The 20,018-nt window shown below is 63.3% G+C and carries 16 protein-coding genes; 7 read left to right on the top strand and 9 right to left on the bottom strand.

The window, feature by feature from the left end:
• Nucleotides 1–40 precede the first annotated feature (40 nt).
• The 5 genes from modC to D3P04_RS00455 all read right to left on the bottom strand — a co-directional run bounded on the left by modC (nucleotide 41) and on the right by D3P04_RS00455 (nucleotide 3,586).
• Nucleotides 41–1,138 (bottom strand): molybdenum ABC transporter ATP-binding protein, encoded by a 1,098-nt coding sequence (gene modC / locus D3P04_RS00435; RefSeq protein ID WP_119745560.1) that lies wholly within the window; start codon nucleotides 1,136–1,138, stop codon nucleotides 41–43.
• The gene (gene modB / locus D3P04_RS00440; protein ID WP_119744833.1) at nucleotides 1,138–1,833 is read right to left on the bottom strand and encodes a molybdate ABC transporter permease subunit; all 696 of its coding nucleotides are present in this window, start codon (nucleotides 1,831–1,833) and stop codon (nucleotides 1,138–1,140) included. The genes modC and modB overlap by 1 nt, the downstream gene beginning before the upstream one ends.
• Nucleotides 1,834–1,839: 6 nt before the next feature.
• Nucleotides 1,840–2,628, bottom strand: a complete 789-nt coding sequence (gene modA, locus D3P04_RS00445) for a molybdate ABC transporter substrate-binding protein (protein ID WP_119745562.1) — start codon at nucleotides 2,626–2,628, stop codon at nucleotides 1,840–1,842.
• 66 nt (nucleotides 2,629–2,694) lie between these two features.
• On the bottom strand, nucleotides 2,695–3,006 hold the full coding sequence (locus tag D3P04_RS00450; protein ID WP_182912686.1) for a winged helix-turn-helix domain-containing protein: 312 nt from the start codon (nucleotides 3,004–3,006) through the stop codon (nucleotides 2,695–2,697).
• 196 nt (nucleotides 3,007–3,202) lie between these two features.
• Nucleotides 3,203–3,586 (bottom strand): hypothetical protein, encoded by a 384-nt coding sequence (locus tag D3P04_RS00455; protein WP_119744837.1) that lies wholly within the window; start codon nucleotides 3,584–3,586, stop codon nucleotides 3,203–3,205.
• Nucleotides 3,587–4,001: 415 nt separating this feature from the next.
• Between D3P04_RS00455 and D3P04_RS00460 the strand changes: the two genes are divergently transcribed.
• The 5 genes from D3P04_RS00460 to D3P04_RS00480 are packed head-to-tail and all read left to right on the top strand — an operon-like array spanning nucleotide 4,002 to nucleotide 8,622.
• Nucleotides 4,002–5,624, top strand: a complete 1,623-nt coding sequence (locus D3P04_RS00460; RefSeq protein ID WP_119744839.1) for a (2,3-dihydroxybenzoyl)adenylate synthase — start codon at nucleotides 4,002–4,004, stop codon at nucleotides 5,622–5,624.
• On the top strand, nucleotides 5,621–6,007 hold the full coding sequence (locus D3P04_RS00465) for a chorismate mutase family protein (RefSeq protein WP_119744841.1): 387 nt from the start codon (nucleotides 5,621–5,623) through the stop codon (nucleotides 6,005–6,007). The genes D3P04_RS00460 and D3P04_RS00465 overlap by 4 nt, the downstream gene beginning before the upstream one ends.
• A gap of 11 nt (nucleotides 6,008–6,018) precedes the next feature.
• The gene (locus D3P04_RS00470; protein ID WP_119744843.1) at nucleotides 6,019–7,185 is read left to right on the top strand and encodes an isochorismate synthase; all 1,167 of its coding nucleotides are present in this window, start codon (nucleotides 6,019–6,021) and stop codon (nucleotides 7,183–7,185) included.
• 19 nt (nucleotides 7,186–7,204) lie between these two features.
• Entirely contained in the window at nucleotides 7,205–7,849 is a 645-nt protein-coding gene (locus tag D3P04_RS00475) for an isochorismatase family protein (RefSeq protein WP_119744845.1), read from the top strand.
• Nucleotides 7,846–8,622, top strand: coding sequence for a 2,3-dihydro-2,3-dihydroxybenzoate dehydrogenase (locus D3P04_RS00480; protein WP_119744847.1), 777 nt, complete (start codon nucleotides 7,846–7,848; stop codon nucleotides 8,620–8,622). The genes D3P04_RS00475 and D3P04_RS00480 overlap by 4 nt, the downstream gene beginning before the upstream one ends.
• Here D3P04_RS00480 and D3P04_RS00485 read toward each other — a convergent pair.
• Genes D3P04_RS00485 through D3P04_RS00495 form a run of 3 tightly spaced genes read right to left on the bottom strand, consistent with a single transcriptional unit; the run spans nucleotide 8,589 to nucleotide 11,093 of the window.
• Complete coding sequence (locus tag D3P04_RS00485; protein WP_119744849.1) at nucleotides 8,589–9,236, bottom strand: 4'-phosphopantetheinyl transferase family protein; 648 nt, start codon at nucleotides 9,234–9,236, stop codon at nucleotides 8,589–8,591. The two genes, D3P04_RS00480 and D3P04_RS00485, sit on opposite strands and share 34 nt — an antisense overlap.
• Nucleotides 9,200–9,439, bottom strand: coding sequence for a phosphopantetheine-binding protein (locus D3P04_RS00490; protein WP_269902610.1), 240 nt, complete (start codon nucleotides 9,437–9,439; stop codon nucleotides 9,200–9,202). Before D3P04_RS00490 ends, D3P04_RS00485 begins: the two co-directional genes overlap by 37 nt.
• 37 nt (nucleotides 9,440–9,476) lie before the next feature.
• A complete protein-coding gene (locus D3P04_RS00495) occupies nucleotides 9,477–11,093 on the bottom strand; it encodes a (2,3-dihydroxybenzoyl)adenylate synthase (RefSeq protein ID WP_119744852.1) in 1,617 nt (538 codons plus the stop codon).
• Nucleotides 11,094–11,224: 131 nt separating this feature from the next.
• Between D3P04_RS00495 and D3P04_RS00500 the strand changes: the two genes are divergently transcribed.
• Both D3P04_RS00500 and D3P04_RS00505 read left to right on the top strand, forming a co-directional pair.
• A complete protein-coding gene (locus D3P04_RS00500) occupies nucleotides 11,225–15,538 on the top strand; it encodes an AMP-binding protein (RefSeq protein ID WP_220475220.1) in 4,314 nt (1,437 codons plus the stop codon).
• A gap of 57 nt (nucleotides 15,539–15,595) precedes the next feature.
• Nucleotides 15,596–16,942 (top strand): condensation domain-containing protein, encoded by a 1,347-nt coding sequence (locus tag D3P04_RS00505; protein WP_119744854.1) that lies wholly within the window; start codon nucleotides 15,596–15,598, stop codon nucleotides 16,940–16,942.
• Between the two features lie 104 nt (nucleotides 16,943–17,046).
• On the opposite strand, the gene D3P04_RS00510 is transcribed toward D3P04_RS00505, so the two are convergent.
• Nucleotides 17,047–19,707, bottom strand: coding sequence for a condensation domain-containing protein (locus D3P04_RS00510; protein WP_119744856.1), 2,661 nt, complete (start codon nucleotides 19,705–19,707; stop codon nucleotides 17,047–17,049).
• Nucleotides 19,708–20,018: the final 311 nt, after the last annotated feature.

The raw sequence follows: 20,018 nt of genomic DNA on the forward strand, positions 1-20,018 counted from the left end.
GCCAACGATTCTGTTGCGCCATGCCGGTATCGCGGATGCGCTATCGCTTTTCGGGTCCACCTCCACCGATCGCCGAGGGCGCGACGGATACGGTTTTGATGATCGCATGGACCTGCGCGCCCGGCACAAGCTCCAGCGCCTGCACCGAACGGCGCGTGATCCGCGCAAGCAGCCGGCCCGCTTGCGTCTCGATTGCGATGATTGCGCCGGGACCTTCGCCAAGATGGATCTCCTGCGCCACGCCCGGCAGGATATTGAGCGCCGACAGTCCTTCGGGCCGGTTGCGGGAAAGCATGACATCATGCGCGGCGATGCGCACCCGGACCATCTCGCCCGGTTTCCGGTCTATATGAGGCAGGAAAAGCGGCACATTCTTCGCATCCAGTTCGGTCAGCCCGTCTGAATGATGGGCAACGACCCTTGCGGTCAGGATCGCGCCTGCCTCGCGGGCGCCCATCGGCAGCACCGCAGGGTCGCCCAGAACCTCCGCAGCCTGACCCTGCCGGACCACCTGTCCCGATTCCAGCACCGCAACGGTCGTCGCCAGCCGCGCAACCTCGGTTGCCGAATGGCTCACGTAAAGGATGGGAATGGAAACCTCGTCGCGCAGCCGCTCGAAATAAGGCAGGATCTCGGCCTTGCGCTCTTCGTCCAATGCGGCAAGCGGCTCGTCGGCAAGGATCAGGCGCGGCGCCGAAAGAAGTGCCCGCCCGATGGCGACGCGCTGTTTCTCTCCGCCGGAAAGCGCGGCGGGGCGGCGGTCGAGAAGCGGGCCGATGCCAAGCATGTCCACCACATGGTCCATCTTCTCGCGCGGGGCATCTTTGGGGGCGAACCACGCGCCGTAACCCAGATTCTGGCGCACGGTCATATGCGGAAACAGCCGGCCTTCCTGAAAGATATAGCCAAGACGACGCTGATATGGCCGCAGACGGATGCCGCGCCCGGTGTCCAGAAGCACCCAGTCCCCCGATGCGATCCGGCCCTCATCCGGGATCAGAAGTCCCGCCACCGCATTCACGATAGTCGTCTTGCCGGCGCCCGAGCGGCCAAACAAGACCGTCACGCCCGGAGGGGCCTTGATGGCCGCATTCAGCATAAAGCCGGGAAATGCGTGGCGTAGGGTGATTTCAAGCATCATCTGCCCTCCAGCCGGGCCGCCACGCGACGACTGACGATCTCGGAAAGAAGCAATGCGCTCATCGCGATCACGATCGAGACGATCACCAGCTTCAACGCCGAATCCTCACCCCCCGGAACCTGAAGGAACGCGTAGATCGCCGAGGGAATGGTGCGGGTCTGGCCGGGGATGTTCGAAACGAAGGTTATCGTTGCGCCGAACTCGCCCATTGCCTTGGCGAAGGCAAGGATGGCCCCGACGAGGATTCCGGGCAAGGTCATGGGCAGGGTCACCGTCAGAAAAACCCAAAGCGGCGAGGCGCCCAGCGTGGCGCTTGCCTGTTCCAGTCTGGGATCCACCGCCTCGATGGACAGCCGGATCGCGCGCACCATAAGCGGGAAAGCCATGACGCCCGCCGCCAGCGCGGCACCTGTCCAGCGGAAGGCGAAGACAATCCCCAACTCGGCCAGAAAACCGCCTATCGGTCCCTTTGTGCCCATCGTCAGCAACAGGAGATAGCCCGTGACCACCGGCGGCAGGATCAGCGGCAGATGGACAAGACCATTCAGCAACTGCTTGCCCGGGAAGTTCCAACGGGCCAGCGCATAGGCGACGAAAACGCCCAGCGGCAAACTGACAAGCGTTGCCCAGAAAGAAACCTGCAGGGAAAGCGCGACCGCGCTCCATTCGTCGGGGCCAAGCCAGTTCGTCATTCCGGTTTATTGAGGAATGACGACAAAGCCCTGACCCTCGAAGGCTGCTTTTGCTTCAGGACCGCGAAGATATTCAAGAAACTCGGTCTCTCCGGGAATGTCGCGGGTATTGAGATCGGCCACCGGGTAGACGATGGGCGGATGACTGTCGGTGGGAAAGGTGCCTACGACCGTCACATCGTCTTCGGCCACGGCATCCGTAGCATAGACGATGCCATAGGGGGCTTCGCCCGTCGCCACCAGTTGCAGTGCCGCGCGCACATTATCGGCCTGCGCCACCTGATCCTCGACATCTTCCCACAGGCCAAGGCTTTCCAGCGATGCCTTGCCATAGACGCCCGCCGGCACCGCATCGACCAGCGCCATGGCAAGCTTGCCGCCGTCAAGCAGACCCGGCAGGTCGATATCGGGCGTGATCTCGACCGGCGCGGCATCGGTGCCGGAAGCAATCAGCACGATGGAGTTTTCCAGAAGGTCAAAGCGCGTATCCGCTTCCAGCAGGTCGTCCTCTTCCACGGCATCCATCCATTCCGGGCTGGCCGAGATGAAAATATCGGCGGGCGCACCCTCCTGGATCTGACGCGCCAGAGCCGAGGAGCCGGCAAGCGAGACCACGACATCATGATCGGTTTCGGCCTCGAAACTCTCTTCGATTTCGGCAAGGGCATTGGTCAGGCTTGCAGCCGCGAAAACGGTGATTTCATCTGCCTCCGCCGCTGCCGGAAGAATTGCGGGGAGGGATAGCAAGAATACGGCGATGCCGGCGGTCGGGCGAAGGCGGAGTTTGACGGACATGCGAATCTTCCTGCGTTTGATATAGCCAGGAAAACATATCGCAACCCCGGTCAGATCGATCAAGCGTTATTTTCCTTCGGGAATATCCCGCAGCATCGCGCGGATACTGCTGATCCGCGCCGCTCCGGCCTCTGCCATGATTTCTTCGAGCTTGCGGTAATTCACCAGCACCTCTTCCCCGGCCTCGGTCAGAGACGCGCCGCCTCCCTTTGCGCCGCCACGCGACGAGTCGACCAGAGGCGTCTTGAACGCCCTGTTCATTTCCTCCACCAGAGACCATGCGCGCTTGTAACTCATGCTCATCGAGCGCCCGGCGGCCGCAATCGACCCGAATTGCTGAATCCGTTCCAGAAGATCGACTTTTCCGGGACCAAGCATCAGGGCTTCCCCGAACAGGATCCGGATACGAAGGCGGGGGGCATCGGTGTCGTCTGTTATGTTATTGCGCATGGGCGTGAATATGCCAGCATGGCGACAAGCTGGGCAAGTCATATCCTTCAGCGAATCGCGGACAGGCGGGGATTGATGCGGGAATCCGGCAATTGTGCAGCGTCCTGCCCTGAACCGGCCTTGTTCAGTCCCGCCAGTAAGGCAGGTTCTGCTGGCAGAAATTCGTCGCGGCCATCCCCGCCGACAGAGAGCCGTCCCTTGCTCCGGAACCAAACTGCGACAGCCCCGCGCCTTCCGCTTTCCTGGCGGAATCAAGCGTAAAGATGATGCCCTTTCCTGCCTCGCGCGGTTTGGGCGAGGCCCGCCAGATCCGGGTCTCGCTTGGCAATCCCAGAACACGCCGTGTGAAATCGCCCGCAGCGCACCAATATTCGGTGTCGTCCCGCCGCACTTCATGGTGAACCTCGATCTCGGTGGGGCTGATCTGTGTCGCTATCATGCCATTCTTGGCCATAAAGGCCCCCGCGGGCATCGGCAGCAGCAGAAGGACAAGAAACATCAATCGCATCGCAAGCTCCTGTGCAACTGACACAGGATCGCGCTGTGGCTTATTCTTGGCAAGTGTGAATATCGGGTTCAGATACGGCGAAATGCAGAGTTCGAGTGATGTTCCGCTGTGGTGACGAAGACTATCTGCAACAGCCGGGTATCATATCGGGAGCATTTCACGCCTTCGGGCAGAACCCGCTCCGGTCCGAAATACTCGCGCGGCGGGGCAGGACGAATGCCCCAATGCTCCGGATTCTGCCAACGCGGGCATGTCTTGCCTAATGGCACTTTACATGGGGGATGTTTGGGTGGCATACGATCCTTATTAAATTTGTAGGTTAAGCAAGGTGAGGACGACGTAACCGCCAGTCCGCCCAAGCCAAAACGGGAGCGATTGTAACAATCGCAGATGTTTTGCGCGAAAGGATGGCGACATGTCCCAGACTCCACCGGGGTGGCAGGCTCTCTGCCCATTTTGGCCCGCCGAGCTTGCGGAAACCTATCGCAAGGCCGGGCTTTGGCAGGCCCGAACCTTCAGCGACATTCTGGACGATCTGGCTGCGACTCATGATGACCGGCTGGCAGTAATCGACGGAACGCGCCGCTTTGGCTATGCCGATTTGCGTGATCGCTCGCTGGCGCTTGCCTGCGGGTTGTACAGGCTGGGCCTGCGGCGCGGCGACCGGGTTATCGTCCAGCTTCCCAATTGCGCCGAATTCATCGAGCTGTGTTTTGCGCTGTTCCGATTGGGGGTGGTGCCGGTCCTGGCATTGCCCGCCCATCGCGATCTGGAAATCGGCCAGTTCGCCGCGTTTTCCGAAGCGAAAGCCTGTTTCATTCCCGCCAGTGTCGAGGGATTCGATATGGTGGCGATGGCGCATCGGGTTCAGAAGGCCACGCCCTCGTTGCGCCATATCGTCGTGCTGGGGACGGATCTTGATGCGCTTTACCAGCAGGACGAGTCCCCCGAATGGGAGGCGCCCGACGCCGAGGATGTTGCCTGTTTCCAGATTTCGGGCGGCACAACCGGCGTTCCCAAGCTGATCCCGCGCAGACATATGGAATATATCTACAATGTGCGTTGCGCCGCGCGCGCCAGCGGGTTTTCGCAGGCGACCCGTTATCTGTGCGCATTGCCGATGTCGCATAACTTCCCGATGGCCTGTCCCGGATTTATCGGGACGTTGATGTCGGGCGGCACCGTGGTGATCGCGTCCAATCCATCGCCCGATACCTGTTTCGGGCTGATCGCAGAACATGGCGTTACCGTCACCGCTCTGGTTCCGCCGCTGGTGCTTCTGTGGCTGGAATCGGTGAAAGCGCCCCTGTCGCTGGAGCTTCTGCAGGTCGGCGGCGCCAAGCTCAATCCCTCGACGGCACGGCGGATCCTGCCGGAACTGGGCTGCCGTCTTCAGCAGGTACTGGGCATGGCCGAGGGGCTGATCTGCTATACCGGGCTGGACGACCCGGAACTGCGGGTCATCCAGACCCAGGGCAGGCCCATGTCCGAATGGGACGAATTGCGGGTGATCCGCCCCGACGGGACCGAGGCCGGGCCGGGGCAGACCGGCGAGTTGCAGGTACGCGGTCCCTATACGATCCGTGGTTATTTCAACCGTCCCGATGTCGATCGCGAATCCTTCACGCCGGACGGGTTCTATCGCAGTGGCGATATCGTCAGCCGCAATGAAGACGGCTATCTGACCGTCGAGGGGCGCGACAAGGATCAGATCAATTGCGGCGGTGAAAAGATCGGCGTCGACGAGGTCGAGGATCTGCTGCTTTATCACCCTTCGGTCGTGGATGCCGCAGTGGTGGCCCGCCCTGACGCCAGGATGGGCGAGTGTGCCTGCGCCATCGTCATCCCCCGCGACCCGCGTCCTTCCGCGCTGTCGCTGCGCCGTCATCTGCGCGATGCGGGTCTTGCCGGCTTCAAGATCCCCGACGAGGTGATCTTTGTCGCCTCTTTCCCGCAGACTGGCGTCGGCAAGATCAATAAGCGGCAATTACGCGAAATGCTGCGGCAAGAGCATTTCGGCGGGGAGGTGACAGCATGAGCAGGCTCACGCATGACGAGCCCGGGCTGCATCCGGTTTTGCCGGACGACGCACGTTCCCTTGACGATATCCGCGAGGGAATCGACGGCATTGACCGTCGGATGATCGAATTGCTGGCGTTGCGTCTCGACTATGTCCAGCGCGCAGCCGATTTCAAACCCGATCTCGCCTCGGTCCCCGCGCCCGAGCGGGTTCGCGCGATGCTGGACGACCGCGCCGAATGGGCGGCTTCCCTTGGCCTGTCCTCGGATTTTATCGCTCCGCTTTTCGCACAGGTCAGCGAGTGGTTCATCCGCCAGCAGGTCGCGCATTGGCCCGACCGCAATCCCGTCACCCGCGAAAGCAAGTCCGGCACGACCTCTGCTTCCGGGGTGGATAACTGAAGGAATTCCCCATGACTTCGATGTTGCAAGACTTCATGCCCGACAGGGCAGAAACGACTTTGCCCTATTTCACCTTTGGCGGCGCACGCGGATTTGTCGCCGGCCGCGGCGCGGCGCGCCCGGTCGCGCGTGGGCCGGCGGAAACGCTGGAAGAACGCGTGACCACAGCGCTGTCTTCCGCCGGCGCGGACGCGGCAATCGGCGGCGCGCTGCCCTTTGACCGCGATGCGGATGACTACCTGTGGCTGACTGACCGTCTCAGCTATGAAATCTCACCCGCCACCGACCGGGCGCCCGCATCCACGGTCGGAGTGCAGGCGGAACCTTCGGCAAGGATCTATGCGGAGGCCGTCGCCCGGGCGCTGCGGATCATGGAGGACGAGACAGGAGACGAACGGCTGCGCAAGATCGTGCTTGCCCGCACATTGGCGGTTCAGGCTGAACGCTCCATCTCGTTGCCGGGGCTGCTGTCGCGGCTGACCGAAGACCCGGCGGCTACCGCCTATCAGGTCGCCTTGCCCCATAGCCCCGAACGGCAGGGCAGGTTCCTTGTCGGAGCGACGCCCGAATTGTTGGTGGAGAAATCCGGCTCGCGCGTGTCGTCCTTCCCCCTTGCCGGATCGGCGCGGCGCAGTCGCGATCCACAGGCGGATGCGGCGGCGGCAAGCGGCCTTGCCGCATCGGAAAAGGACCGGCGCGAACATGCGATGGTGGTGGAATATATCCTTGATACATTGTCGCCTTATTGCCGTGAACTCGGCGCGCCCGAAGGCACCGGACTGACCTCGACCCGCAGCATGTGGCATCTGGGCACGCGCCTTGAAGGGGTGCTGAAAGAAAACGACATCCCTTCGGTGGTGCTGGCGGGCTGTCTGCATCCCACCCCTGCCGTCTGCGGACTTCCGCGTGAACGCGCCGCCGGGCTGATCCGCGATCTTGAGCCGGTGGACCGCGATTTCTACGCCGGAGCGGTCGGCTGGAGTACCGCGAACGGTGACGGCTCATGGTATGTCGCCATCCGCTGCGCCGAAATTTGCGGCAGCCGCGCCCGTCTTTACGCAGGGGCGGGCATCGTGCCCGGCTCGGACCCGGCGGCGGAAGCGGCCGAGACCGCCGCCAAATTCGAAGCATTGCTCAGGGCTTTCGGCCTGCCCTCCGCAACCGGCATCGCCCAATAACATCGACCGGAGTATCTTGATGTCTCTTCCTACCATCGCCGCCTATGATCTGCCCACCCCGCGCGAGTTGCCGGACTCGAAAGCGCCGTGGCAGGCGGAATCCGGGCGGATGGCCCTGCTGGTGCATGACATGCAGCGGTATTTCTGCGCCGCCTACAAACAGGATACGGCCCCGCTTTCCGGGGTGATCGCGAATATCGCACGACTGCTGCAATCGGCACGGCAGCATGGTGTGCCGATCTTTTACACGGCGCAGAAAGGCAATCAGCTTCTGGCGGATCGCGGCTTGCAGGCCGATCTTTGGGGGCCGGGGATGAAGGCCGTACCCGAGCATGAAGATATCCTGCCCGAACTCGCCCCTGCGGCGGGCGATATCGTGCTGGTCAAGCATCGTTACAGTGCGTTCCAGCGTTCGAATCTCGAACATCTGATGCGCGCCCGAGGGCGGGATCAGCTGGCGATTGCCGGGATCTATGCGCATATCGGCTGTTTCGCGACCGCGGTCGAGGCATTCCAGCGCGACATCCAGCCATTTGTCATTGCGGATGCCCAGGCCGATTTCGATCGCGCCGGGCATGATATGGCGATGTCGATGGCGGCGGGTTACAGCGGCGTGGTGACCGGAACGGATGCGTTGATCGCGGCATTGGAGGCGACAGCATGAAACTGGAAGGTTTTTCCAATCGGGCCGCTTTCGTAACCGGCGCGGCGGGCGGCATCGGTCTTGCCCTGGTCGCGGCCCTGCATGCGGCGGGCGCAAGAGTATTCGCGACCGATATCCCCGAGGCGCTGGACGGGCTGCTGGAATGGGACAGCAACGAGACCGTTCACTGGCACAGGCTGGATGTCAGCGATCCTGTTGCCGTCGCGGATTGCGTCGCGCTGGCCGAGGAAACCGTGGGGCCGTTATCGCTTGCCGTGCATGCGGCGGGGATATTGTCCACGACGCCCGTTCTTGACCTGACCCCGGCCGAATGGGAACGGGTAATGAGCGTCAATGCCGGAGGCTGTTTCAACGTTCTGCAAGCTTTGGGCCGGGTCATGCTGCCGCGTGGCAAGGGGTCAATCGTCGTGGTCGGCTCGAATGCCGCTGGGGTTCCCCGGCAGAACATGGCGGCCTATGCCGCGTCGAAAGCGGCCATTGCGATGCTGACGCGCTGCGTGGGGCTGGAACTTGCGGGGCACGGCATCCGCTGCAATATCCTTGCCCCCGGATCGACGCTGACGCCGATGCAGACCGGGATGTGGGCCGATGAAAGCGGCGCCGCCAAGGTGATCGCCGGCGACCCGGCCAGCTATCGCACCGGCATTCCGCTGGGCAAGCTGGCCGCGCCCGAGGATATCGCCGCCGCCGCGATGTTCCTGCTATCCGATCAGGCCGGGCAGATCACCATGACCGATCTTTATGTGGATGGCGGGGCGACATTGCGCGCGTGAAGCGCGATCCATGTCAGAACCCGCCCGCGCCCGATCCGGTAATGCACCGCAAAGCGATGGCCCGCAGGCCAGTCGGGCGACAAATCCTGCGTCAGGACAAGCGAGCAGGGGGCGTCGAACCGCGCCGCCTGAAAGCCGAAATAGCCGACATGCGGATACAGCGCCTTGAACAGGCTTTCCTTGGCCGAAAAGGCCAGCGTCAGGCTTAGCGGATCCTTTTCCGCGACCGGACCGATCACCGGGATCACGTCCCGCGCGGCCGAGACATCCATCACCGTTTCGATATCGATCCCGGCTGCGTGATAGCGCCGCGCACAGGCGACCAGCGCCACCGCGTTCCGGCGGTTGTGGCTGATCGAGCCGATGGTGCCCTTGGGCCACAGGGGCAGGCGATCCGGCCCCATGCCGATCAGGGCGGCCTGCCCGGTCAGCCGCCGCAGCGCCGCCCGCGCTGCCAATCGTCCGGCGGCATATTCGGCTCGCCGCCGGGGCCGGGCTGCGGCGATTTCCGCGGGCAGGAGGGGCAGATCCGCCTCATCGCCCACCTGCCGCAGTGCAAAGGCAAGGCCGCCGTCGTTCACCCGGCGCGGCGTTCGCGGATCAGTTCCGACCATGCGTTCAGGGTGGGGTTGCGGGCCAGTTCTTCGAAGCTGACCTGAATGCCCCGCTCTTTCAACTCTCCGGCCAAAGTCATGATGCGGATGGAATCAAGGCCGTAGAAGATCAGGCTTTCCTCGGGGTCGATACTGTCCTCATCCTCGATCAGTTCGGTGACGCGGGCTTGCAGCCAATCGGCATCGGTAAGCGTCTCAGTCATTCCGGAAAATCCTTCCATTCCGATTGTGATTTTGAAATCATGCGCATGCGGCATCTTCCTGCAGAAGCATGTCGCGCAGTCTGACCTTGTCGGTCTTGCCCACCGGAGTCAGCGGCATCTGGTCGATGAAGCGAACCCGGTCGGGCAGTTTGTATTCGGCGATTCCCAGCGTCATCAGATGCCGCCGCAATTCAACCGCCCTCAGCTTCTCGCGCGGGACGATGAAGGCGCAGCTGCGTTCGCCCAGACGTGCATCGCCCATCGCCACAAGCGCGGCGGCATGAACGGCGGGATGACGTTGCAACAGATGCTCGATCTCTTCGGCGGCAATCTTCTCTCCGCCGCGATTGATCTGATCCTTGACCCGGCCGACGACGCGCAGATAGCCCTCGGGTGTGCGCTCGACGATATCGCCGGTGAAATAGAACCCGTCGGCATCGAAGCTGCGGACGTTATGCTCGGGGCTGCGATAATAGCCGCGGAACGTATAGGGTCCCCGCGTCGCCAGCAATCCGGCTTCACCATCCGGCAGGTCCTGACCGTCCGGGCCAACCACGCGAATCTCGTCATCGGGACTGATCGGGCGGCCCTGCGTGGTAAGGATACGCTCCGCGGGATCGTCAAGGCGGGTATAGTTCACCAGACCCTCGGCCATGCCGAAGACCTGCTGCAATGCGCAGCCCAGCGTTTCGGGTAGCCGGCGGGCGGTGGCCTCGGCGAAGCTTGCCCCGCCCACCTGCACCAGTTGCAGCGAGGTCAGGGCGGAATTGTCGCGCTCGGCCGCCTCAAGCCATAACAGCACCGCCGAAGGCACCAGCGCCGCCATCGTCACGCGATGGTGCCGGACCAGATCGAAGCACAGCGCCGGATCCGGGTTTGCCGCCAGAACAACCGTCCCGCCCGCATGAAACACGCCAAGCGCGCCGGGTGAACTCATCAGGTAGTTATGCGGCGCGGGCATGGCGCAGAGATAGCGGGTCTCGGGCGTCAGCCCGCAGATCACGGCGCTTTCGCGGATGCTGTAATCGTAATCGTCATGGGTGCGCGGGATCAGCTTTGGCGTGCCGGTGCTGCCGCCTGACAGCTGAAAGAAGGCCACACCATCCGCAGGGGTCGGCATTTCCGTGAAATCCTGTGGCACCGGCCCCGAAAGCCAGTGTTGCAGCGATCTTTCGGTGGAGTCCTCGCCATGAAACAGCGCCAGCATATCTGGCGCGTTCTGCCGCAATTCCTCGGCAAACCGATCGTCCCCGAACAATTCATGGCTGCGCGAGGCAACCAGCAGGCGTGGCCGGATCTGTTCGGCATAGGCGGAAAGCTCGGCCCGGCGATGGGTGAACAGCGCGTTCAACGGCACGATTCCCGCCTTCATGAGCGCAAGGAACACCATGTAGAATTCCGCGACATTCGGCAGTTGCACCAGGGCGGTATCGCCATGCCGCAATCCGGCCGCCTGCAACCGCGCGGCCAGTGCCGACGAGGCGCGGTCCAGTTCGCGATAGCTGATCTCGCGTCCGTCGCAGATCACCGCAATCGCTTCGGGTCGCTGCCGCGCTTGACGGCTGACTGCATGATGCAGGGGCTTGCCGATCCAGTAACCAAGCTTGCGATAGCGATCGGCAAATGCCTCCGGCCATGGAGTAAACTCTACCATATCTCACCTGACGTGATTTTGTTCGATGTCTGGCTAAGGGCTGAAATCTGCCCGTGGCTTCGGTGCGTGTTGACCGCGGGCTATAACTGAGTATTTTTATCATGATTTGTCAACCATCCCGACAGGACATCATGCAGGACTTGACCGCGATGCAAGCCGCCTACTGGGTCTGGGGCCATTCCCCCCGCGCGACCGAGGGCGTTTCCGCGCATCTTTATGCTGAATTCGACACCGGATTGCTGGATGAAGACCGGTTGCGCGATGCCCTTCGGCAAGTTTTCGCCTGCCATCCGGCCCTGTCGCTTGGCGTAGATGCCGAGGGCATGCCGTTCGATGCGCCGCTGCCGTCGCTGGAGGTCGAGGATCTGCGCGATCAGCCCTCTGCCGCGCAAGAGCGCAGGCTTGCGGAGATCCGGCATGAGAAATCCCATCAGCGGCTTGCTTTGGATCGGGGCGCGGGAATGCAGATCTCGCTTAGCCTTCTGGGGCAGGACCGGGCGCGGCTGCATCTTGATCTGGACATGATCACGGCGGATCCATCCTGTTTCGGACAGATCGTCGAAGATCTCGCGCGTGCCTATGAAGGCGAGGAACTGACATATCTAGCCGCACCTCCGCCACGCCGGATCTGCCCCGAAGATCGGGGCTGGTGGCGCGACCGGCTGGAATCTTTGCCCGCGACGCCGGTTTTACCGGACGGCACGGGCGGCGCGCCGGCCAGCACGCGCCTGTTTGCGATGCTGACCCCGGATGAGGTGCAGGCGCTGCGGCATGTCGCCCGGCAAAGCCGCGTTACATTTTCGGCAATGATGATGACGCTGTTTGCAGCGCATCTGGGGAAGGCCACCGGGCAGCGGCAATTCCGTCTGAACCTGCCGACTTTCCTGCGTGAAAAGGGCGATCCGGCGGCGGTCGGCGATGTGTCCGACCTGACCGTGCTGGGAATCGAGCTTGCCGATCTGCCCTTTGCGGTCCTGTGCCAACGTCAGCAAGAGACCCTGTTCGCGGCATTGTCGCATCATGGCTATTCCGGCACGGCGGTATTGCGCGATCTTTCGCGGCTGCGCGGAACGGTCGAAACTGCTCCGGTGGTGTTTTCCGCCGGGCTGGATCTGCCGGGACGGGTGATCCTTGGGCCTGTGGCCTCGCGGCTGTTCGGGCCGATGGTCTGGGTCATGTCACAGGCGCCGCAGGTCGCGCTGGACGTGCAGTTCGGCATGCTGACTGAGGGTCTTCTGATCAACTGGGACCTGCGGACGGATCGGGTGGACGAGGCATGGGCACGCGATCTCTTCGACCGTTTCACCGCCGATGCCCGCCATCTGGCCGCCAGTCCAGAGGCGGCGGATCTGCCGCTTGCTGTCTGGCATGATGCCGCGCGGCAGCCTTTGACGGTGCTGCAACAGGCCTATCTGATGGGGCGGGGCGCACATTTGCCGCTGGGCGGCGTGGCGATGCAGAAATTCCGCGAATACCGGGGCGATTTCCAGATCGACAGGCTTCGGGCGCGGCTGATCGATATGATGTCGCTTTATCCCGCCCTGCGCAGCCGGATCGATCCGGCCAGCCTGATGTTGTCCGAATTGCCGTCGGCAGGGGCGGCATCGGGCGGGACCGGAACCGGATTGCCGTTCGAGGTAACGGATCTGCGTCATCTGCCGCCCGCCGAAGCCGAGGCGCAGGTGGATGGGCTGCGCGACGATTACGCCCATGCGATGTTCGACCTTGACGGCCCGCTTTGGCATGTCCGGGCATTCCTGATGCCCGAAGAATGTGATCCGGTAGTGATTTTCGCCCGCTTCGATGCCCTGATCCTTGACGGGCAGTCGATCTGTTCCCTGCTGGCCCGGATGTTCGACGAGGCCCCGCTTGCGGCGCAGGCCCCGGTTACCCGGCCGCAACCGGACCCGGTCGCGCGCCGCAAGGCCGCCGCCTACTGGAAAGATTATCTTGCCGGCGTCGAAACCCCGCCACGCCTGCCCTGGCTTGTTCCGCTGGAAAAGATCGGCAGTTCCCGCTATCGCCGCCAGACCCTGCGTCTGCCTCGTGATCTGCTTGGGCAATTGCGGCGTATCGGTGCGGCAGAGGGCCTGTTCCTGAATTCGGTCCTGACCGCGATCCTGCTGGATGTGGTGGCCCGCTGGACGGCTGACGGGCAGCTATGCGTCGCGGTTCCGGTGACACCGCCGGATGCCGCAACGGGAAAGGCGGGAACGCAGAATGCCTCGACCTTCATCCCGCTGCGTTTCGATGCGACCAAAGGCACGCTATCCGAACGGGCCGCGGGTTGTCAGTCGGACATGATGGCCGGGCTGGAACAGACCGCCTTCAGCGGCCCTGAGATCGGGCGGTTGCTGATGAATAACGGCGGCGGCGCATTGCCGCTGCCGGTCGTGTTGACCAATGGCATGGGCTGGGAACGTCCCGCGCCCGCCCCGATGCGCCTGATCCGTGGCCTGACCCAGACTCCGCAGGTCGCGCTGGATTTGCGGCTTGCGCTGGATGCCGAAGGTGGGCTGGAGCTGAATATCGATCATGCCGAACGGGCGGTGGGCGCGCGGCTTGCACAGGATATGCTGGATGCCATGGGCCGGGCGATCCTGGCCATCTGCGACAGGGGCACACTGAAGCTTGAGTCCCATGAGGTTCTGGCACTGGATCATTATCGCCATAATGCCGCGCCGGACATGCTGGCCGAACCGGAGGCGGATTTCCTGACATCCATCGCCCGCAACCTCTTCGAGACGGGCGGCATCCGTCCGGCGCTGCATTTCGGCGAGGAATGCCTGAGCTATGCCGGGCTTGGCCGCATGGTCGCATCGGCAATGACCGGATTGCGGGCGCGGGGATTGGCCGAGGGCGATGTGGTGGCGATCTGCCTGCCGCGCGGGCCCGAACATCTGGCGTTGCAACTCGCCTGCGCGCTGGAGGGGCTGATCTGGGTGCCCATCGACGCCTCGGCCCCGCAGGAACGGCGTTGTTATCTGCTGGAGAATTGCAGCCCCGCCCTGATCGTCGCCGCGATCGGGACAGATGGCTTCCCCTTTGTCCCGGCAGAGACGATATTCGCCGCATCGCCGGATGCCCGCCCCGCCGAACCCGGGACGCTTCGCCGCCGCGGCCTGTCGGAGCAGCCGGGCTATTACCTTTACACCTCTGGCACGACCGGGCGCCCCAAATGCGTGGTGCTGAACAATTGCGCCACCGCCAACACCATCGCCGCGACAAGGCAAAACTGGCGGCTCGGCCCCGAGGATGTGACGATCTCTGTCACGCCGCTGCATCACGACATGTCGGTTTTCGACCTGTTTGGCAGCATGTCCGCCGGCGCGACGCTGGTCATGCCGGATCATGAGAAAGACGCGATCCACTGGTGCCGTCTGGTCCGGCAGCACAGGGTAACGATCTGGTGCTCGGTCCCGGCGATCCTTGAAATGCTGCTGGCCTGCCGCCAGCCCGGCGATCTGGACAGCCTGCGGCTGGTCGCGCAGGGCGGCGATTATATCAAGCCCGCGACAATCGCGACCCTGCGCGGATTACTGCCCCAAGCGCGGCTGATCTCGCTTGGCGGGCCGACCGAAACCACGATCTGGAGCATCTGGCACGAAATCGCCGCCGGCGACACCGGCACCGTCCCCTATGGCCGCCCCCTGCCGGGCAACAGTTATTTCATCTGCACGGATTCAGGCGAACATTGCCCGGCCGGCATTGTCGGGCGCATCCATACCGCCGGGGTGAATCTCGCGCTGGGATATCTGTCCGGCGGGCGGATCGGGGGCGATGATTTCGTGACGCTGAACGACGATCGGGGGCAGCCGGTCCGGGCATTCCGTACCGGTGACCGGGGATATTACCGCGATGATGGCAGCATCATCTTTGCCGAGCGTGTGGGCGGCTATATCAAGATCCGTGGCGTGCGCCTGTCGCTTGCCGATGTCGAGATCGGCCTGATCGGTCACCCGGCCATCCGCCATGTCATTGCGGTGGATTGCGGCGAGGGGGCCGATGTCACGCTGGCGGCGCTTTATGTCGCCGACAGAATGATCCCGGCCGCCGATCTGCGCGCCCATGCCCGCGAGCATCTTCCGGAATCGCATATCCCCTCGCGCTTCCTGCGGGTCGACGCGCTTCCCCTGTCGGCGAATGGCAAATCCGACCGCAACCGGGCGCGGCAGATGCTGACCGAACCCGCGCAACCCGATATCCCGGCCCCGCAATCGGGCGACACGGCGCAGCATGTGCTGGCTATCTGCCTTGGCATCATCGGCCCTGCGCCGGACGCCACCCCCGATCAGCCGCTGCTGTCGCTGGGCTTGCGGCCCGCGCATCTCAAACCCATCGCCGACGGTCTGTCTGCCGCTTATGGAAAGCCGCTCCGTCCCGCCCAGCTCAGTCGATGCCGCACCGCTCGCGACATGTCGCAGCTATGCCTTGAAACCGCCTGACCGGCAAAACCCATCCGCCAGCCCGCATGCCAGCATTCCAAGCTTGAAGGATACCCGATGCCCGATCTGCATGGTGACCAGCATGACGGCTGGATGCCGCTGACCCTCGCGCAACTCGATTTCTGGGAGGAGTTCTGTTTTCACTCCGACAAGCCGATTTCGACCGTTGCCCATTACGTGACCATCGACGGCCCTGCCGATCCGGCGGCACTGGCCGAGGCCATCAGCCGCACCATTGCCGAGGCCGATGCCCTGTCCCTGCGCTTTCAGGAGCTGCCGGACGGTTCTGTCCGCCAGCGGCACGACCCCGGCTATGCGCCCCGGCTGGCGCAGTTCGATCTGCGGGATGAACCCGATCCGGATGGCACGGCCATGGCAAGAATGCGCGGGGATTTCGAAGCGGTTCTGGATCTGCGCCGCGATCCGCTGTCCGCGCAATGGCTGTTCCGCACAGGGGAGGCCCGCTGGATCTGGTATAATCGTGGACATCACGCGGTGCTGGACGGCTATAGCATGCTGCTTTTGGAACAACGCTGCGCCCGGCTTTATCGCCATCTGACCGGCAAGGGGCCGGCGGGCGATCCGTTCCTGCCCTTCGCCCACTTCATCGAGGAAGACCGGGCCTATGCGAAGGGATCCCGTTTCCCGAAAGACCGGGACTATTGGGCCGGCTATCTCAGCGGCGAGCTGTCATTCCCGGTCCTGCAAAAGGGCGGCGAGGATTACGGTATCGACGGTCTGACGGCGTTTTGCGCCTTGCCCGAGGATTTTCCGCAACGGATGAAAAGCTGTGCCGAACGGCTGAAAACCGGCTGGCCCGATCTGCTGGTGCTGTTGGCGGGGGCCTATCTCGCGCGGCGAGTGCCTTATTCCGGCGCCGCCCTGCCATTATGGCTGCCCTATATGAGCAGGCTCGGCAGTGCTGCGGCGATGATCCCCTCGCTTGCGGTGAATATCCTGCCGCTGCTGGTCGATGTCCCGGATACTGAAACGCTGGAAGATCATGTTGCGCGGCTCTCCGGCGATCTGCGCCGCCTTCGGAAACACGGGCGTTACCGGGTCGAGCAGCTTGCCGCCGATCGCGGCATCGGCGAGGGCAGCCGGTTCTTCTTTTCACCGCTGGTCAATCTGCTGCCGTTCGATCCTCCGGAATTCGACGGCTGCATCTGCGAACGTCATGTTCTGTCGAACGGTCCGGCGGACGGGTTCAACATCACCTTCCGCTCGGGCGGCGATGGCGGCGGCATGTCGCTTTATCTTGAAGCCGATCCGACCATGACTTCCGCCACCGAGTTCGACCGGCATTGCCGGGACCTGCCCGCCTTCCTGTCGCGCGCGCTCGATCCCGCCAATGCCACACGCGCTATCGTGGCGCTTCTGGACGAAGAACCCGCGCCGGCGTGAAAGCGCCGTGGGGCCATGCCCTTCTTCTTCACATAAATATCCTGCGGAGGGCCAAGGATATAAAACCCCCGGCCATCGTGGGACGCAAAACCAATCCCGTCATCCTATCGCAATGCGCGCGCAGCCAATTCGCTTAGCGGCAGCGCCGCTTGCGCCGGATCGGCCAGAAGCCGGAAGGTTTCGCCGACGGTCGCGGTGATGCGTTTCACATCCTCCTCTGCATAACGATCCGAACGGTAGCTTATCATCACGCGCAGGCTCCGCTCCTGACCGATGACATCCTCGACGACCTCGAATTGCAGACCAAGGATCGACTCGGCCTTTTCCGGGTCGATCTGACGGAAGCGGATTTGCTTGCCATCGGGCAGGTCAAAGCTGCCATTCATGGGATTGCGGGCATGGATCTGGATGAACGCCTCGAAGATGCGATCCATTGGCTGTGGCTGCCCGGTCAGTCTTTCACTGACCAGATCCAAAGGAATATCGGTCTGCGGCATCGAGCCGTTGATCATGTCGCGGACCTGACCCACCAGCGCCCGGACCGTCACGCCGCTGGCAAAGCGGGTGCGATGGGCGACCATGGTGGTGAAATAACCGATCGTGTCGAAGAATTCCGCCTTCAACCGCCCCGAGGCGGATGTCCCGATCAGCAGGTCGTCAATGCCGCCCAGCCAGTGCAGCGCCGCCGCGATCCCGGCATAGACCACGTTGAAGGGCGAGGCATTCTCGGCCTTGGCAAGCGCGTAAAGCCCTTCGGCAATCGCCGGCTCGACACGCAATTCGACCCATCCGCCCGCCGGAGAGCTGTTGCCCTCGGCGCTACCGAAAAGCGGCGCGGCTTCGGGGGCGCCGCGCAGCATATCGGTCCAGAAACCCAGATGCGCCTCGTTCGGGCCGGCTGCGTCCTGACGTGCCGCGAATTCATGGAACGGTGCCGGGGTTTCGGGCCAGACGGGGGCATTTCCGGCTGCGCGGCTGACATAGGCCCGGGCGAGATCCGCGATCAGCAGGCCCACGGACCATTCGTCCAGCACGACATGGTGGAACAGCATCGACAGGATCTGTTCGCCATTCTCGACAAGAAACCGCAGGCGCAGTGGCAATTCGCGGGAAAGGTCGAAGACATGGGCGGCCTCGCTTGCACGGGTTGCGCCATCCGCCTCGGATGAGGGCCAGAACCAGCGATAGCTGTCCAGATCGGCCATCGGCACGACGGTCTGGCGCGGCTTGCCCTCGTTGTCCGAGAACAGGCTGCGCAGGATGAGGTGACGTTCCAGAACATCGCGAAATGCCTGTGCGAATATTGTTTCGTCCACCGGATCAAGGAAGCGCAGGCCGAAAGGGATATTGAAGATATCGCCATAGCCAAAGCCCGCATAAGCGCGCCACAGCGATGCCTGGGCCAGTGATAAGGGCGCAGAGGCAGGCGCATCAGCCGCCGGTTCCGGTTGCGCCGTGATCTCCCCGCATGGCTCCGGCCCGGTTCTTGTCGCCAGCCCGGCCAGCGCCGCCGCGCTTGAATGGCTGAACAGATCGCAAAGATGGATCTCGATCCCGTGCTTGTCCAGCAGCCGGCCGATAACGCGGGTTGCGGTCAGGGAATGACCGCCGAAATCGAAGAAATCATCCTCCGGTCCCAGATTATCGTCATGTAATGCCGCGCGAAATTCGCTCAGGATGACCTGTTGCAGATCAGGGCTGGCATCGGCGGCAGGAACGGCAGCGGCGCCGGAGGCGATGACAGGAACCGATGCGGCAACCGAAGGAATATCGGCCGTACCCGATTTCAGCCGCGCGGCGCAGCGTTCCAGTACCAATCCCGCGGCCATAGGTGAGATATCGGGCCCGGCCAGCATCTCCAGCCCGGTGTTTTCGCGCAGCCCGACCAGCAATCCCGCGCCGGTGAATGCCGTGCCCAAAGGCTGGTGCGTGACCGTCACCCCGTCAAGCGACAGCGCGGGATGGGTCAGCTGCGCCACCGCGACCGATGACTCCAGCGGCAATGCCAGAGCAAGATCGGGCAGCGGATGCGCGATGGTTTCGATATCGGGGGCGGGCGTGCCGGTAACTTCGGTGAAGGCGGCGGCAAGCTGATTGGCAAGCTCGGCCGTCGAGGCTGTCGTTTTCAGGGCCAGACGGATCGGCTGCGGCAGCGTCACCCTGATGTCAGAGCGCAGCCCTGCCAGCGGATCTGCACCGGAAGGATGTTTTCCTTGTGGCAGCGCAGGCCCCGGCTTGACCGCATATGGAAGCGGGCTGCCGTTATAAAGGGCCGTCAGGGCGCGCAGGCTTGCATTCGCCACCTCTGCCCCGCCAGCAAGCGCGTGAAAGGCCAGCCCCAGCATCGCCCCGTCGGGCAGCAGGACCAATGCGCATCGGAACGGTGCCTTGGATTCCGGATCCCAGGAGGCAGTTTGCAACTCCTGCAGCGACAGGATCGCTTCGGATTCAGAGATGGCGTGATGCAGACGGGCCGATACATGGGCGGGGCGGGCGCAAAGCTCTCCGTCATCGGTCATGACCAGAGAGTGTGCCAATTGCGGTATCGTGGTGGGAAGTTCCTCCAACGCGCGGATCAATCGCGTCGCGTCCAGCTTTCCTGTCAGGCGAAAACCCAGCAACGCGGCCAGAATCGTGCCGGGCTCCTGCTGTTGCCGCAACCAGATATGTTCGTGCCGCTCGGTGATTGAAACCGCGCTTTGCGGCGAAGCGGAATCCCGTGCCGAACCCGGCGCGATTGCAATATCGGAGAAATTATTTGGCATCTTGGTCTTTCGGAATGTCGATTCATGAGGCCCCGAAGGTCAGCGGCCAACCGAAAGCACAGGGGGATACTTGCCCGACCGCGCCACCGGAATGGCTACATGACGCGCCTTGCGGGTCGGGCTGGGGCATCAGGAACAGGCGCAGTCAATGCCCAGACTTGCCTGCTGTCAACCCCGGCGACCAGTCAATTGAAGGAACTGGCAGGATCGCGCGGCAACATCCCTGTTCGTGACGCGCGTGCAAACAGGTTGCGCCGCGCGGTTCCTGTGCCGCGGCGGCATGTAATCCCGGTTTCAGGGGGCGGATACGC

Source organism: Paracoccus onubensis (genome assembly GCF_003591515.1).
GTDB lineage: Bacteria > Pseudomonadota > Alphaproteobacteria > Rhodobacterales > Rhodobacteraceae > Paracoccus > Paracoccus onubensis.